This window comes from Candidatus Methylopumilus planktonicus (assembly GCF_006364715.1).
Taxonomy (GTDB): Bacteria; Pseudomonadota; Gammaproteobacteria; order Burkholderiales; family Methylophilaceae; genus Methylopumilus; species Methylopumilus planktonicus_A.
On sequence record NZ_CP040984.1, the window covers coordinates 547,833 to 563,209 of the forward strand.

Annotated in this window: 8 protein-coding genes; 5 read left to right on the forward strand and 3 right to left on the reverse strand. The window is 35.3% G+C overall.

Going from position 1 to position 15,377, the window contains the following annotated elements:
- Positions 1–45: 45 nt before the first annotated feature.
- The 4 genes from FIT63_RS03055 to serS are packed head-to-tail and all read left to right on the forward strand — an operon-like array spanning position 46 to position 5,932.
- Complete coding sequence (locus FIT63_RS03055) at positions 46–2,346, forward strand: DNA translocase FtsK (RefSeq protein WP_140007149.1); 2,301 nt, start codon at positions 46–48, stop codon at positions 2,344–2,346.
- Positions 2,339–3,346, forward strand: coding sequence for an outer membrane lipoprotein periplasmic chaperone LolA (lolA, locus tag FIT63_RS03060; RefSeq protein WP_140006508.1), 1,008 nt, complete (start codon positions 2,339–2,341; stop codon positions 3,344–3,346). Before FIT63_RS03055 ends, lolA begins: the two co-directional genes overlap by 8 nt.
- A 5-nt stretch (positions 3,347–3,351) precedes the next feature.
- Positions 3,352–4,656 carry a replication-associated recombination protein A gene (locus FIT63_RS03065; RefSeq protein ID WP_140006509.1) on the forward strand — a complete coding sequence of 435 codons (1,305 nt, stop codon included), beginning with the start codon at positions 3,352–3,354 and terminating at the stop codon, positions 4,654–4,656.
- Positions 4,657–4,663: 7 nt separating this feature from the next.
- Positions 4,664–5,932, forward strand: coding sequence for a serine--tRNA ligase (gene serS, locus FIT63_RS03070; protein WP_140006510.1), 1,269 nt, complete (start codon positions 4,664–4,666; stop codon positions 5,930–5,932).
- Here the strand turns inward: serS and rpiA are convergent.
- Complete coding sequence (rpiA, locus tag FIT63_RS03075; protein WP_140006511.1) at positions 5,929–6,603, reverse strand: ribose 5-phosphate isomerase A; 675 nt, start codon at positions 6,601–6,603, stop codon at positions 5,929–5,931. The genes serS and rpiA overlap by 4 nt on opposite strands.
- Positions 6,604–6,671: 68 nt before the next feature.
- On the opposite strand from rpiA, the gene mfd reads away from it, so the two are divergent.
- Positions 6,672–10,076, forward strand: coding sequence for a transcription-repair coupling factor (gene mfd / locus FIT63_RS03080; RefSeq protein WP_420886445.1), 3,405 nt, complete (start codon positions 6,672–6,674; stop codon positions 10,074–10,076).
- 55 nt (positions 10,077–10,131) lie between these two features.
- On the opposite strand, the gene FIT63_RS03085 is transcribed toward mfd, so the two are convergent.
- Together FIT63_RS03085 and FIT63_RS03090 are read right to left on the reverse strand one after the other, a co-directional pair.
- Complete coding sequence (locus tag FIT63_RS03085; protein ID WP_140006512.1) at positions 10,132–12,777, reverse strand: UvrD-helicase domain-containing protein; 2,646 nt, start codon at positions 12,775–12,777, stop codon at positions 10,132–10,134.
- The gene (locus FIT63_RS03090) at positions 12,770–15,376 is read right to left on the reverse strand and encodes a PD-(D/E)XK nuclease family protein (RefSeq protein WP_140006513.1); all 2,607 of its coding nucleotides are present in this window, start codon (positions 15,374–15,376) and stop codon (positions 12,770–12,772) included. The genes FIT63_RS03085 and FIT63_RS03090 overlap by 8 nt, the downstream gene beginning before the upstream one ends.
- Between the last annotated feature and the right edge of the window lies 1 nt (position 15,377).

The following is a 15,377-nucleotide window of genomic DNA, read 5'->3' on the forward strand; positions in this document are numbered from 1 at the left end:
CTTCAAACTGATATAATTGTTGAAACATTCCGAGTGCTTACAACCTTGTTTTTTAAAAAAAAATCAGAAACTGGAAAAGCTAGCCAAACTCCACAGGATAATAAACTTAGTGGGATTAAAAGTAAGCTTACACGTGAAGCTTGGTGGTTAAGCTTAATTTTTTTAGGCCTTTATTTAACCATCACACTTGCGACATACTCTAGCCAAGATCCATCATGGTCTCATAGCGTCAGCGGCTCAAATTCAATTCATAATGCTGGTGGGATTATTGGTTCGTATTTATCTGATTTACTCCTCTATATTTTCGGTTTATCAAGTTGGTGGCTAAGCTTCTTATGTTTCTTTAGTATTTGGCTTCTTTATCCTCAATACAATAAAGATTTAAAAGGCTATCGCTCTTTTTTATTTTTTAACTATTTTGGTTTCTGTCTTTTAATTTCCGCCTCGTCTGCTTTTGAAGCAGGACATTTAATAGATCTCCCAGCTCAATTTCCATTAAGCCAAGGTGGCTTACTTGGAAAATTATTTGATCAAGCATTACTTTCCTCTTTGGGTTATGTAGGCTCAAGTATTTTCTTGATCACATCGATTGCAATCGGATTTAGCTTATTTACAGGATGGTCATGGCTTAAAATTTCAGAGCATTCAGGCCACTTTACTTTCGCTTTATTTCAAAGATGGCAATATCGATATAGAGATTGGCAAGATCGCAAACATGGGAGAATTATAGAGCAGCAGAGATTAGAGCTTTTGGAGAGTGAGCGCAGAAAATCTGAAAATAGATCGCCATTGAATATTGAATCTTCTGACGTACAAATAAAAAAAAGTGAGCGTGTGCAAAAAGAGAAACAAATTCCATTGTTTAATTTTAGTGACAATTTATTACCGCCTCTTCATCTTTTAGATCAGCCATCAGATCAAGTCGAACCGCAATCGTCAGAAACGATTGAGTTTATATCTCGACTCATTGAAAAGAAATTAATGGACTTTGGTATTGAAGCAAAAGTAATTTCAGCTCAACCTGGCCCTGTAATTACCCGCTATGAGTTTGAGCCAGCACCTGGCGTTAAAGGTAGTCAAGTGACTAACTTATCGAAAGATTTAGCGCGCGCACTTTCTGTTGTGAGTGTTCGTGTTGTTGAAACCATTCCTGGTAAAACATGTATGGGTTTAGAGATACCCAATCCTAAAAGGCAGATTGTTTACTTGTCAGAAATTATGAGCTCACAAATCTTCGCAGATACGAGCGCTTCTCTCACGATTGCCTTAGGAAAAGATATTTCAGGCCGTCCCGAGGTCGCTGATTTATCTAAAATGCCACATGTATTAATTGCAGGCACTACAGGCTCCGGTAAATCGGTTGCGATCAATGCATTAATCCTAAGTTTACTTTACAAAGCCAACTCTGAAAAAGTGAGGATGATTTTCATTGATCCTAAGATGCTTGAGTTATCTGTCTATGAAGGAATCCCTCACTTGTTAGCGCCGGTCGTCACTGATATGCGTCAAGCTGCCAATGCATTAAATTGGTCTGTAGGTGAAATGGAAAGGCGTTATAAGCTGATGTCGATATTGGGCGTTCGAAACTTAGCTGGATACAATCAAAAAATTAAAGATAGTATTAAAGATGGCTCTCCTATTGCAGATCCTATAAATCCAGAAAATACTGAACCATTATCTGAAATGCCACTTATTGTAATTGTGATTGATGAGCTTGCAGATTTAATGATGGTGGTAGGCAAAAAAATTGAAGAGCTTATTGCTAGGCTTGCTCAAAAAGCCAGGGCTTCTGGTATCCACTTAGTACTAGCCACACAAAGACCCTCGGTAGACGTGATCACGGGACTCATCAAAGCTAACATTCCTGCAAGGATAGCATTTCAAGTAGCTAGCAAAATTGATTCACGAACAATCTTAGATCAAATGGGGGCCGAGACTTTGCTTGGGCAAGGCGATATGTTATATCAACCTGCTGGATCAGGTTATCCACAAAGAATTCATGGGGCATTTGTATCTGATCAAGAAGTACATAAAGTTGTGAGTTACCTTAAGTCACATGGTGAGCCAAATTATATTGAAGGTATTTTAACCAACGAAACTTCAGAGAGTGGAGATTACGGTGATTCTTCTTCTAATTTCTCAGGCGAGAAAGATCAGCTTTATGATGAGGCTGTTGAATTAGTATTGCGAACTAGAAAACCATCCATCTCTTCAGTTCAAAGACATTTACGCATTGGCTATAACCGTGCCGCAAGAATTATTGAGGATATGGAGAGAGCTGGTCTTGTTTCCGCAATGCAAAGTAATGGCAATAGAGATATCCTAGCCCCAAATCAAAATGATTAAACTGTTTTCTGTTTTTCTAATTTTTTCTTTAAATGCATCTGCTGAAGGTATTTCAGATCTTAATGCTTTTGTAAGTAACGTCTCAAGTATGTCTTCTGAATTTAGTCAGGTTGTTTTAGATAAGAAGGGTTCAAAACTCCAAGATGTTGAGGGCGTAATGCTATTTAAAAGACCTAATAAGTTTAGATGGGATTATTTAAAGCCTTATCAAAATCAAATCATTAGCGATGGTGATCGACTTTATATGTACGACCAGGATCTGAGACAAGTTTCTATTAATCCGATAGCTAAAGTTGGTGGGTCAACGCCACTCTTAATTATTGCAGGTAAAAATATTGAAAAATATTTCATACTTAAAAATATAGAAGCTCCAGTTGGAGGTGAGGCTAATCAAAATATCAACTGGGTTGAGGCTATTCCTAAGGAGGAAGGCGCTGGATTTACTAAAATCATACTTGGTTTAACCGAAAATAAATTATCAGTGATGAAAATTGTTGATGCATTTGAACACATAACAACAATTAGTTTTAAGAATGCAAAATTTAATGTGAGCTTGACTGATAATGATTTTTTATTCAAGCTACCTAATGGCGTTGACGTTGTTCAAAACGGTGGCGCATCTAACAACTTATCGACAACACCAAATCCGAATAAAAATAAAGATGCAGAGTTAATTACTTTTGCAAATGACTGGGCAAATGCCTGGTCAACTAAAGATATTGACCTTTATTTAAGTAAATACGCACAAGATTTTAAAGCTCCAAATGGTGATGCATTATCTTTGTGGCAAGCCTCAAGAAGGCAAAAAATATCATCACAAGGAAAGATTCTCGTTGAAATTGAAGATATAAAGTTAATTACAAAAGTCGAAAATTTTGCTCGTATACAATTTAAACAAAGATATACTTCTGACAAGCTCTCTGAGATGTCTAATAAATCACTTTTAGTTAAAAAAATAGATGGCCAGTGGTTAATTCAAGAAGAGATCTCAGGTAAATAACTCTCATGAATCAAATGTTCGAACCTAATCAGTCTCAATTGCCACTCGCTGAGTATTTAAGACCTAAATTTGTCGGAGAAATAGCAGGTCAAAAACATATTCTAGGTGAAGGTAAGTCCTTGCGTGTAGCTATTGAATCTGGAAATTTACCTTCCATGATTTTATGGGGGCCCCCAGGTGTTGGCAAAACAACCATAGCACGTGTTATTGCAAATTCTATTGATGCGGAGTTCATATCCGTATCTGCAGTCCTATCTGGCGTTAAAGATATTCGAGAGGCTATAGAAAAAGCCCAGCTTAATTTACAGCAATATAATAAAAAAACAATTTTGTTTGTAGATGAAGTCCATCGATTTAATAAAAGTCAGCAAGATGCATTTTTGCCACACGTTGAATCAGGATTGATTACTTTTATTGGAGCGACTACTGAGAATCCATCTTTTGAAGTTAATTCAGCCTTATTAAGTCGATCTCAAGTTTATGTTTTAAAAATGCTTGATGATGAAGATCTTCTCTTGATTTATGAAAAAGCTAAAATTTATATTGCGCCCGACATTGAGGTAGATCTTGAAGCTAAGCAAGAGATTATTGCCTATGTAAATGGCGATGCTAGAAGGCTGCTCAATTTTTTAGAATTACTCTTTAATACAGCCACATCTTTAAAAGCCAAAAAAATTGATCGAGACTTTTTAAAGAAAACAATTACAAGCAAGGTAAGACGCTTTGACAAGGGTGGGGATCAATTTTACGACCAAATTTCAGCGCTTCATAAATCTGTGAGAGGGTCTGACCCGAATGCTGCTTTATATTGGCTTCATCGGATGTTAGACGGAGGGGCTGATCCACTTTATTTGGCAAGAAGAATTGTTCGAATTGCCGTTGAGGATATAGGTTTAGCTGATCCAAAGGGACAAACTATAGCACTCGAAGCCTACCAAATCTTTGAACGGCTTGGCTCACCTGAAGGTGAGTTAGCGCTTTCGAACGCAGTGATTTACCTATCGATTGCAGCGAAAAGTAATGCGGCATATATGGCTTTCAATGAAGTGAAAGCATTTGTAGCGGAAGGGGATAATAGTGATGTGCCAGTTCATCTTCGAAACGCCCCAACTAAGCTTATGAAGGAATTAGATTACGGAAAAAACTATCGTTATGCTCACAATGAACCCGAAGCTTACGCAGCAGGAGAGAAATATTTTCCAGATAATTTAGACCCCATTGAATTTTATAGGCCTACAACTCGAGGATTAGAGAGTAAAATTCTCGAAAAAATGAATTATTTAAAATCTCAGGACAAGCAAAAGAAATAGGTTATTTATGATTGATATTCAAATACTAAGAAATGATATTGGGATTGCTAAAGATAAACTTTTAAGTAGAGGCTTTGATCTTGATGTAGCTACTTTTCAATCATTAGAAAATGTGCGAAAAGAACTTCAAGTGAAGACACAAGATCTTCAAGAAAAACGAAATTCTATATCAAAAGAAATTGGTATTTCTAAGTCTAAAAATGAGAATACTGATTTGCTTATGAAGAGTGTGAATGCAATTTCAGATGATTTAAAAGCGGGCGAATCTGAATTAGCTGAGTTACAAGAAAAGATTAATCAGTTCATGCTTGATATCCCTAATATTCCTCATGAATCTACTCCGATAGGTAAGTCAGAATCCGACAATAAAGTTTTAAAGACAGTCGGCGAGCCTAGAAAATTTACTTTTAAGATTAAAGATCATGTGGATGTAGGTGCTCAACATGGACTTAATTTTGATTTAGGTGCAAAGCTCTCTGGTGCGCGTTTTGTAGTGATTGAAGGTAAGCTTGCAAAATTACATCGGGCTATTACCCAATATATGCTTGATACTCAAACAGATAAACATGGGTATAAGGAATGCTATACGCCTTATTTGGTTAATAGCGATTCATTAATAGGCACAGGACAACTACCTAAATTTGAAGCTGATCTTTTTAGCCTTTCACATAATGAAAGTAAATTATATTTAATACCAACTTCTGAGGTAACGCTTACAAATTTTGTGCGAGATGAGGTCCTAAAACTGTCTGATCTTCCTATTAAATTGACTGCACATACTCCTTGTTTTAGGTCAGAGGCTGGATCTTACGGAAAAGATACGCGCGGTATGATTCGGCAGCATCAATTTGATAAAGTTGAGATGGTTCAGATTGTTCATCCAGACAAAAGTTATGATGCATTAGATGAAATGGTTTCACATGCTGAATTTATACTTACTTCACTAGAGCTTCCATATCGATTATTATCTTTATGCTCAGGCGATATGGGTTTTGGTTCTGCAAAAACCTTCGACTTGGAAGTTTGGCTTCCGTCACAGAATACGTACCGTGAAATTTCATCTGTTTCAAATTGTGAAGCTTTCCAAGCAAGACGATTAAAAGCAAGGTTTAAGAGTGAGGATGGAAAAAATTTATTTGTTCACACATTGAACGGTTCAGGACTTGCTGTTGGGAGAACATTAGTTGCTATTATTGAGAACTATCAGAATGAAGATGGCAGTATTACAATACCTAAAGCATTAGTTTCTTATATGGGTGGCATTGAAAAGATTTAGTTTTTCCATATCTCACGAACTTTTCCATTACTACTAATTAAGGCACCATGCGCTATATTATAAAAAATACCATGCTCTACAATGCCGGGTGTTTGGGATAGAAGTGCATTTAATTCTTCAGTACTTTTTTCAGGATAATTAAAATCGAGAACGAAATTACCACAGGAGGTTATCGCATACCCATCTTTTGCTGCATTAATTCTAATGTCGCCTGTACCTTTCTTCATTAAAATATTTTTAACAAGCTCCCATGCAAAGGGTTGAACTTCAGAAGGTATGGGAAAGTTATCCCCAATCTTTTTAACCAATTTAGACTCATCCGCAATGACAATAAATTTTCTAGCAGATCGAGCTAGTAGCTTTTCTCGAACGAGATCATAGCCACGCCCTTTAAGCAATGTAAGGTCAGGTGCAATTTCATCTGCCCCATCAATATAAAGATCAATTTCTTTGATTTGCTCCATGGCTATAATTGGCAAGCCAGCTTCTTTAGCTTTAATCATGCTAACAACAGAGCTCGATACTGTCATTATCTTTAGGTTTTCTTCTTTATTTCGTTTAGCTAAAGCATCAATAAAGTAGTTAGCGGTTGATCCTGTGCCTAAGCCAACAATCATATTTTCGCTAACATACTGTAAGGCTTGGCGTGCGACTAATTCTTTATCATTCATGATATTCCCTCTCAATGAATATTAGCTTTAAAGCTTATAATATTGCTAATTATTTATACATGCAATATATGCCATTAGAAGCAAATTATCAAAGTAAAGAATCACTATCGACAGCTGAAATTGATGGCTCTGATAGCTATTCTCTCGTCAAATATATTCATGATGAAATTGTTAAAAGTAAAAAGTCTTTAGCAATTTTTACGGAGACTGCATTCGAAGCAAGGCGTCTTATGGAAGAGATGCTTTGGTTTAGCCCGGATTTAAAAATTAATTTGTTGCCCGATTGGGAGACTCTTCCTTACGATCACTTTTCACCCCATCCAGATCTAATCTCAGAACGACTCCTAACTCTTTACCAAGTGACTCAGAAAAGTTTTGATCTAGTTATTATTCCCGTGACCACAGCACTTCACTTATTACCCCCTAAAAGTTATATACAACAATTTAGCTTTCATTTTAGTAAAGGGCAAAAAGTTGATATTGAAGCTTTTAAAAACCAATTAACATTAAATGGATATATGAACGTGGTTCGCGTCATGGCTCCAGGAGAATTTTCAGTGAGAGGAAGTCTCATTGATTTGTTTCCTATGGGCAGTATTGTGCCATACCGCCTGGATTTCTTTGATGACGAGATTGATTCAATTCGAACATTTGATGTTGACTCGCAAAGAACACTTTATCCTGTCAATGAAATTAAACTACTCCCGGCCCGTGAATGTCCAATGGATGAAAAGTCCATTAGTATATTTCGACAAAATTATCGAGAGCATTTTGAAGGTGACCCCTCTCGCTCCTCAATTTACAAAGACATCAGCAAAGGTATTCCCATTGGAGGCATTGAATGGTACATGCCGTTATTTTTTGAAGAGATGAGTGATATTTTTAGTTATTTCTCAGACAATACGATTATTTATAAGCACGGTAATCTTGACCTGGCTTGTAGTCATTTTTGGCATGAAACTGAAAAACGTTTTCGATTGTTTGCTTATGATGCTGAGAGACCAATTTTAGAACCTCAGAATCTTTTAATTAAGCCAGATCAATTTTTTAAATCCATCAATTCATATAAGAAGTTCGATTTAAAACGCAAAGAAGTATATGAAAAAATTCCTGACATATCTATTGATCGGAAAAATATTCTGCCTCTATCAAAGCTTGATAATTTTATTACAGACAATCCTAAAAGAGTTTTTATATTAACGGATAGCTTGGGTCGCCGAGAAACAGTTTCTGAACTTCTAAAGTTGGCTGGCATCAAGTTTAAAGCAACAGATGACTGGTCTTCAGCAGCAGGTATTAGTGACCAAGTAGTTTTGACTGTTAGCCCACTTCATCAAGGCTATATTTCATCCCAGCATGTTGTTATTACAGAATCTGAGCTTTATGTAAATACTGTGCGCCAATCAAGAAGACGTCATCGTGATAAGAATTTCTCAACGGATGCCATGGTCCGTGACTTATCAGAATTAAAAGAAGGTGACCCTATTGTTCATGAACAATATGGCGTAGGTCGATTTAAAGGATTATTTAATTTAGATTTTGGTGAAGGAGAGAGTGAATTCTTACTTTTACAATATTTTGGTGAAGATAAACTTTATGTACCAGTATCCAATCTAGAACTTATTTCTCGATACTCGGGAGGACCAGCTGAAACTGCACCCTTACACAGGCTCGGTTCAGACCAATGGGATAAGGCAAAGAAAAAAGCTTTAAGACAAATTCATGATACTGCTGCAGACCTCTTAAACATTTATTCGCAGCGCTCCATTAAAAAAGGCTACGCCTTCAAAATTAATTTACAAGATTATGAAAGATTCACTGATGGATTTCCATTTGAGGAGACCGATGACCAATTAACTGCAATTAATGCTGTAATTACTGATATGGAATCTCAAAAGCCTATGGATCGTCTTATATGCGGCGATGTAGGATTTGGCAAGACAGAAGTTGCATTAAGAGCAGCATTTATAGCAGCTAATGATGGAAAGCAAGTTGCTATATTAGTACCGACAACACTTCTTGCTGAACAGCATTACAATAATTTTATGGATCGTTTTTCAGATTCTCCTATCAAGATTGCAGAAATTTCTCGGTTTAAATCTAAAAAAGAACAAGCTGAGTCGCTTGTAAGATTATCTAATGGTGAAATTGATATTATCATTGGCACACATAGACTCATTCAAAATGACATTAAATTTAAAAATTTAGGGCTGATTATTATTGATGAGGAGCACCGTTTTGGTGTGCGCCAAAAAGAATTACTTAAATCTATGCGAGCTGAAGTGGATGTATTAACACTTACAGCGACTCCGATTCCTCGAACACTATCTATGGCTATGGAAGGTTTACGAGAGTTTTCTATTATTTCTACTCCACCACAAAAACGTTTATCGATTAAAACATTTGTGAATAACTATTCAGAAGGCATCATTCGTGAAGCAGTTCTTAGAGAATTTAATCGAGGTGGTCAGGTATATTTCTTACATAACGATGTTGACACTATCACTTCGATGAAAGAAAAATTAGAAAAGTTAATACCTGAAGGGGTAATTGAAATCGCACATGGACAGATGAGAGAGCGAGAGCTTGAAAGAGTCATGCATGATTTTTATCAACAAAAGGCGAATATTTTACTGTGTACAACAATTATTGAAACAGGCATTGATATTCCATCAGCCAATACAATCATTATGAATCGTGCAGACATGTTTGGACTAGCGCAACTTCATCAGTTAAGAGGTCGGGTGGGTAGATCTCACCATCAAGCCTATGCATATTTACTTGTTGATCCAGATCGGAAGATCAGCAACCATGCTCAAAAACGATTGGAAGCTATTCAGCTTCTTGAGGATTTAGGTGCAGGTTATTATCTTGCTATTCACGATTTGGAGATTCGAGGAGCAGGTGAGTTGCTAGGTGACAATCAAAGCGGACAAATGCATGAAATTGGATTCAATTTATATTTAGAAATGCTTAATTATGCTGTTAAGCAGCTTAAAATTGGCAAAAAATTAAGTCTCGATACTCCGCTTCAAAAAAATACAGAAATTAATCTTCATACACCAGCCATTATTACTAATACTTATTGTGGTGATATCAATGAAAGGCTTGTTCTCTATAAGCGCTTGTCAGGACTTAGTCAGGATGAGCAATTAATGGAAATGAAAGAAGAGCTGATAGATCGTTTTGGTGTGATGCCAGAGCAAACACAATCCCTAATTTCTTTTCACGACTTAAGAATTTTTATTCAACATCTTGATATTAAAAAAATAGATGCTAGTGATGTTTCAATTCAAATTACATTTGCTAGTGATAGCAAAATTGACCCGCTGAAGCTTATTAAACTTCTAAGCGAAGATAAGCGTTGCCGAATGAATGGCCCAGATAAGATTAAAATTTCCGTGACTCTTTCCGATATCCTAGAGCGTGTAAAATTTATAAAAGATTTCTTGGTGAAAATATTCTTATCTTAATAGCTATAAAAAGTAGAAGAATGATTTTGTCTTATCTGACTCATCAGGATTGCTATTAATTTAACTTCAATCGCATGAGTTTTGGAACAAATTCCTCGATTTTGCTTTTCAAAGTGCCTATCTCAATATTTTCAATGGGTTTTTCCTCATAAAAACTATTGCCGTAAATACCCCAAAGTAGAGATAAGAACGTATTTGAAGCAGGCTTTATTTCATCCTTATGTATAACCGACCCTACAAGATGAAGCTTTACTTTTGCTCTTGTCATTGCAACATAAAGAAGCCTTTTTAATTCATTTTCTTCTCTATTTTTTTCTATACCATAAATTAAATCATGCAAATGAGGTGATTTATTATCAGGCTCACTAAATGCTGTAACGTCGTATATATAGTTATTCTCACTAAATGTATCAGACATAATCATTTTTTTGTCTGATGCTCGTGTTGTTGAATTCAATGATGGAATAATGACTACATCAAACTCGAGACCTTTAGCTTTATGGATTGTAAAAAATTGAATACTCTCTTCAGCTGAAGGAATGTCAGATAAATACGTTTTTGTAATTTGATGTTCGACTAGTTCAAAATCGATTGCTATAGGCGAGCTTGATGTTTGTAGTATGTCAAAAAATTTATTAATGTCTACAATATCGTTAGGGTTATGAAGACATAATTCACCACCTAAATTCATCCAAACTGATTCTATAAGCCTTCTAATATGTGTTTTACTTTGATTATCAAATGCGTTTTTTAGGATATCGATGAGTCGTTGAATTCTTTTTCTTCCATCAGAGGAAATTTCATTCATTTTATTTTCATCTTGAATAATTTCCCATACTGTTGAGTTGTGATCATTTTGAAATAGTAGGGCTAGGTCATTAAGTACAACTCCGCACCATGGCGCTCGAAGAATTGCAAGCCAGTGAATCCGGTCACTTAAGTCAAGCATGGCGTAGCTTAAGGAAAGAATATCCTGAATAGATTGATGCTTATCTAGAGCGTCAATTTCTACTGCATTAAACCTTAGATTAGGTTTGAATTTTCTAATGTAATTAATTAATTCAGAGAGATGACTTCTTGATCTTGTGAGAATGGCAATTTTTTCATTTTCAGGAAATGTATCAATAAGATTACATACATACTTTGCCTCTTCGGTATCAATATCAATATTTTCAGTGAATGTTAATGCATGAAATTTGAACTCACTTATATTAAAGTCATGCTCTTTCTTTGCAGATACAAAAGGTTTGTAGGATACAGCTCCTTCTTGAATTGAATCTTCTTTTGGTAGTATATTTTCAAATATCTGATTTATCTCATTCACAATAAGAGAAGAAGACCGGTAATTATCTTTAAGTCGTATGGTTTCTAAGGGAATTGTGTTAAAACCATTTTTTTTAGCCTCAATAAAAATACTGACATCAGCTTCCCTAAATTTATATATAGATTGCATAGGGTCGCCTACACAGAAAACGGTTTTTTGTGCTTCTGGTGTCCAGCCATCCACAATTTTCTTTAAGAAATTAAAATGACTTCTGCTTGTATCTTGAAATTCATCTATAAGTAAGTGGGATATTTTGTAATCCAAAGATAATAAAAGATCGCTTGCCGCATCATTTTTACCAAGTGCCTCATTCGCGATCTCTATGATCTCAATAAAATCGACAGTATTTCGCTGCCTAAATAGCTGCCGGAGTTTCTTTTCGCACTGCAGCAGAACATTTGAAATAGATTTTAGTTTTAAGGCATATGTTTCATTAATAGGTTCCGGAATTGTCTTGATGGCTAATAAAAAGTCGATATTTGGTAGATTGCGACATTTATTTTTGTAGACTTCTCCCTCATCATCATTCTTAAATCCCTCTCGGACTGTAATGTTTTCTCGCCTGGTATTTTTATCTGTAAATAAGATTTTTGTGATCGTTTGCCATAAAGAGATTTCTTCTGTATCAAAATTAAAACTTCTTTTATTTTCTAGCTTTATATCTTCCCTAAGATTTATACTTTTTAAGTAGTGAAGAATTTCTATAAGATCATTTAGCTGATCTTGATTTAGTACAGTATTAATTTTTTGATAGATGGGCTTTATCAAATGTTCAAGATAAGCATTGCCTTCATCGATAATTTGCTTGGTTGCTTTTTGGGCAAGCTTATGACATCGGTATTTCCACTGATCTCGAATTGACATCATCGCCACTAAACGGCGATTAATCTTTTCATATTCATTGTCATAATGAGTAAAGACAACTTTAATATCTTCGATGCTATCTTTAGCCTGTAAAGTTTGCTTAACTGACTCTTCATAGAGTTTTTCAGGTGTATCGGTAATATTAGGCTTTTGCCCCATTTTGCTTAATACAGGAATTTGACTGACCACATTAAGACAGAACTTATCAATAGTCATAACTTTAAGTCGTGAAAGATTATGTTCAATATCCCAGCCTTTTTCTTTCGAGCGCTTTAGAATTGTTTGAGCAAAAGGACTTTGACTTTCTTTAATTCGCTCGATGATCTTAGCTTTCATTTCTGAAGCTGCTTTCTTTGTGAAAGTTATCGCTACAATTTCTTCGGGGGCATCAACAACTGTAAGCAATTTTAAATATCGATCAGTAAGTAAGCTTGTTTTTCCAGAACCTGCCGGCGCCTCTACAATAAATGAGCTTAAAAGAAGCGCTTTCTCTCTTAATTCGGCGTCATTCATTGCTTGCTTCCTCGAATTGTAAAGTTCGCTCAGGAAGCCTTAGGATAGATTTAACATGACAGTAAGCCATATCTTTTTCACGTGCAAATCTAACAGTTGCATCACCCATTTCGTAGCTTTTAACTGCATCACTAATACGATACTTCCAAAAGCCGAGTAGCTCATCCCAAGATTGGTATTGGCTAGAGCAGGAAGCATCCTTTATACCTTTAAGAAGCCCGATATCTCGACCGATGCCAATCCATTGAGGCTTTGGTGTATTAATAATGCCAATAGTAATGGCATCAATAGGTTTATCTGAAGCGTAGAGGGCATAGAATGGCATTTGAAGCTCTCCATAAGCATTGAGAAACCATTCATTTAAAGTTTTTGTTGCCCCAGATTTGTAATCAATAACAATCGTGTTCTGATTAACTTCATCAATACGGTCAATCTTGATATTAAATTTAAGATAGCCTAAATGGACGGGTATATTTTTTTCTGTCTCTTTAACTTCAAAGTCACCTCGTTTTAACTCATATTGAATCCAATTTTCAAGGTAATGTATTAAGCGCATTTCTTCGATATTAAAAAACTCAGACAAGATTCTGGGGTACTTTTTCTTTTCAGTTGAAATATTCTTATGTGCAATATCTTTTATTTTATTTAAGAGTTCATTTTTGCTTAAAGCGCTCACTAGAAATGATGATTTATATTCCATCCAAAATTGTTCCAAGGTTTTGTGAAAGAGATTTCCGCGAAGCCTGGTAGTTAAATTTTCTTCATCATCATCTTCTAATTGTTTGGCGCCAAGCCTAAATTCATAGAATGCCCAGGCAGGGCAGATGGACTGCGCTTCAAGTAGTTTAATCCCTGATTTCACCGTCTGTTCAACGTCAATTTTAATTGAAGTATTATCTTCAATATATTCTATAACATCCTGATTAAATGTATTTTTTTTGTAATTAAAATTCATATCTTCATGTGGTTTCGAAGATATGAAAGTGTATAGAATAGGTGACGGAAAGATCTCTTCTTCACCCATTTTTTTAGCGTAAGAGAGTGTTACCAAGGCTGATGTATGGGTAAATTTGTCTAAAATATTTGTGGCATGTAAATGACGTTTTTCATGAGTATTGATATGGCCATCATGCTGAATTTTGATAGGGATAAATGGATTATATTGGTGAGGTGCAGGCCAATTATGTTCATTCAAATTCATAATCCACGTAGCATCATAAATTTCATAAGTCGTTTCATGAAAGCCTAAAATATCAATTTTAAAATTACCCTCGTGTTGATGATGATGGGTAGTTTTTTTGAGGTAATACTGAAGTATGTCTAACATATCCTGAATAGATATTTCATCAAGGAGGTTGTCTAGCGAAGTTAAAGTTTCGGTAATTTTATTCCACGCCTCATAAATACCTTCTTCATAAAGGTCTTTTGGACTTAAAAGGCTAGATTGAATACTCTTTAAATACTCATCAAAGGTCTTAATCCATGCAGAAGGGGTTCTTTTCTTTTTCCATTGATGATGTGAGGCTTGTATTTGATCTAAATGCTTCTTTAGAGAAGGAATTAAATCATTTAATCCTTCTGTCGACTCCAGGATTTCAATAAGTTCGTGAACTGAGACATTGCCCCTACGTTTTCTCTCTAATTGGTTAATAAGTCTATAGCGAAGACATAGCTCTTGGTTATCTGACCAACCGTTATGACTCAAGATATTTTTAAGTTCTTTTATATTGAAAAATCCTCGCGCGCTCAGCTCGATTAGTTTTATATTTAAATAAATGATGGATAAATGAAATAGAGGTGTATTTAAAGAAAACTGATAAATTCTTTTTTCTTGAGATAGGCTTGGGGTAAACGATTTAGGATGAAATGTTTTGTCAAGTAAGCTTGTAAGGCGATCTATGATTTGATCAAGCTGGGGCGTAACAATAAGTATTTTTTTATTTAGTTCTATTTGCTTTTTGCACCATTCAACAACTTGCACACATTCATGCTCTTCATTAAGAAAAATACGCGACTCTATATAAGGCTCTATTTTGGGCTCTTCAAAAAAGGTCACATCAATTTGAGTTTTACACGCACCAATAAATGATTCCTCAATAGGTGTTCTAAATCCAAAATTTACAAAATGAATAGGGTAGTCAATAGATATATCCTTATTCGTGATATGTTCAATAGCAATTTTTATAAGACTATTAAAAGTGATGATTTTTTTATCACTGCAATATTTTTTAAAGATTAAACGCCAGGCGTTAAAAAATGTATGCTCTTCGCTGCGCTCTTCACTTTTCAAGGTATTTTCGCCAATAAGAAATTGATCTATGAGACGATTAGCCTGGCTTGCAGTCTCACTTAAGCTTTCAATATTAGATAAATCAAATGAAGATTTTTTGTATTGTTTAATGCTGCTTTCCCATAATAACTTTTCTTCGATACCATTAAGAACTCGGTATGGCATATTGATGTTTGGATGTTTTTTAAAAAGATTATTAATAAAATCATTTAAAGCCATCACTTTTTCTTTTGAGTTAAAGTGTTGGCTTAATTTAAAAGCTTCTTTTGAATTACGACAGAGATATATAGGCTTTTGCTCAGAATGCATG

What these genes read in the sequence shown, in the direction of transcription:
- lolA (WP_140006508.1), top strand. Translation starts at nt 2,339, where the DNA reads ATGATTAAACTGTTTTCTGTTTTTCTAATTTTTTCTTTAAATGCATCT.
- FIT63_RS03065 (WP_140006509.1), top strand. Translation starts at nt 3,352, where the DNA reads ATGAATCAAATGTTCGAACCTAATCAGTCTCAATTGCCACTCGCTGAG.
- serS (WP_140006510.1), top strand. Translation starts at nt 4,664, where the DNA reads ATGATTGATATTCAAATACTAAGAAATGATATTGGGATTGCTAAAGAT.
- rpiA (WP_140006511.1), bottom strand. Translation starts at nt 6,603, where the DNA reads ATGAATGATAAAGAATTAGTCGCACGCCAAGCCTTACAGTATGTTAGC.
- mfd (WP_420886445.1), top strand. Translation starts at nt 6,672, where the DNA reads ATGCCATTAGAAGCAAATTATCAAAGTAAAGAATCACTATCGACAGCT.
- FIT63_RS03085 (WP_140006512.1), bottom strand. Translation starts at nt 12,777, where the DNA reads ATGAATGACGCCGAATTAAGAGAGAAAGCGCTTCTTTTAAGCTCATTT.
- FIT63_RS03090 (WP_140006513.1), bottom strand. Translation starts at nt 15,376, where the DNA reads ATGCATTCTGAGCAAAAGCCTATATATCTCTGTCGTAATTCAAAAGAA.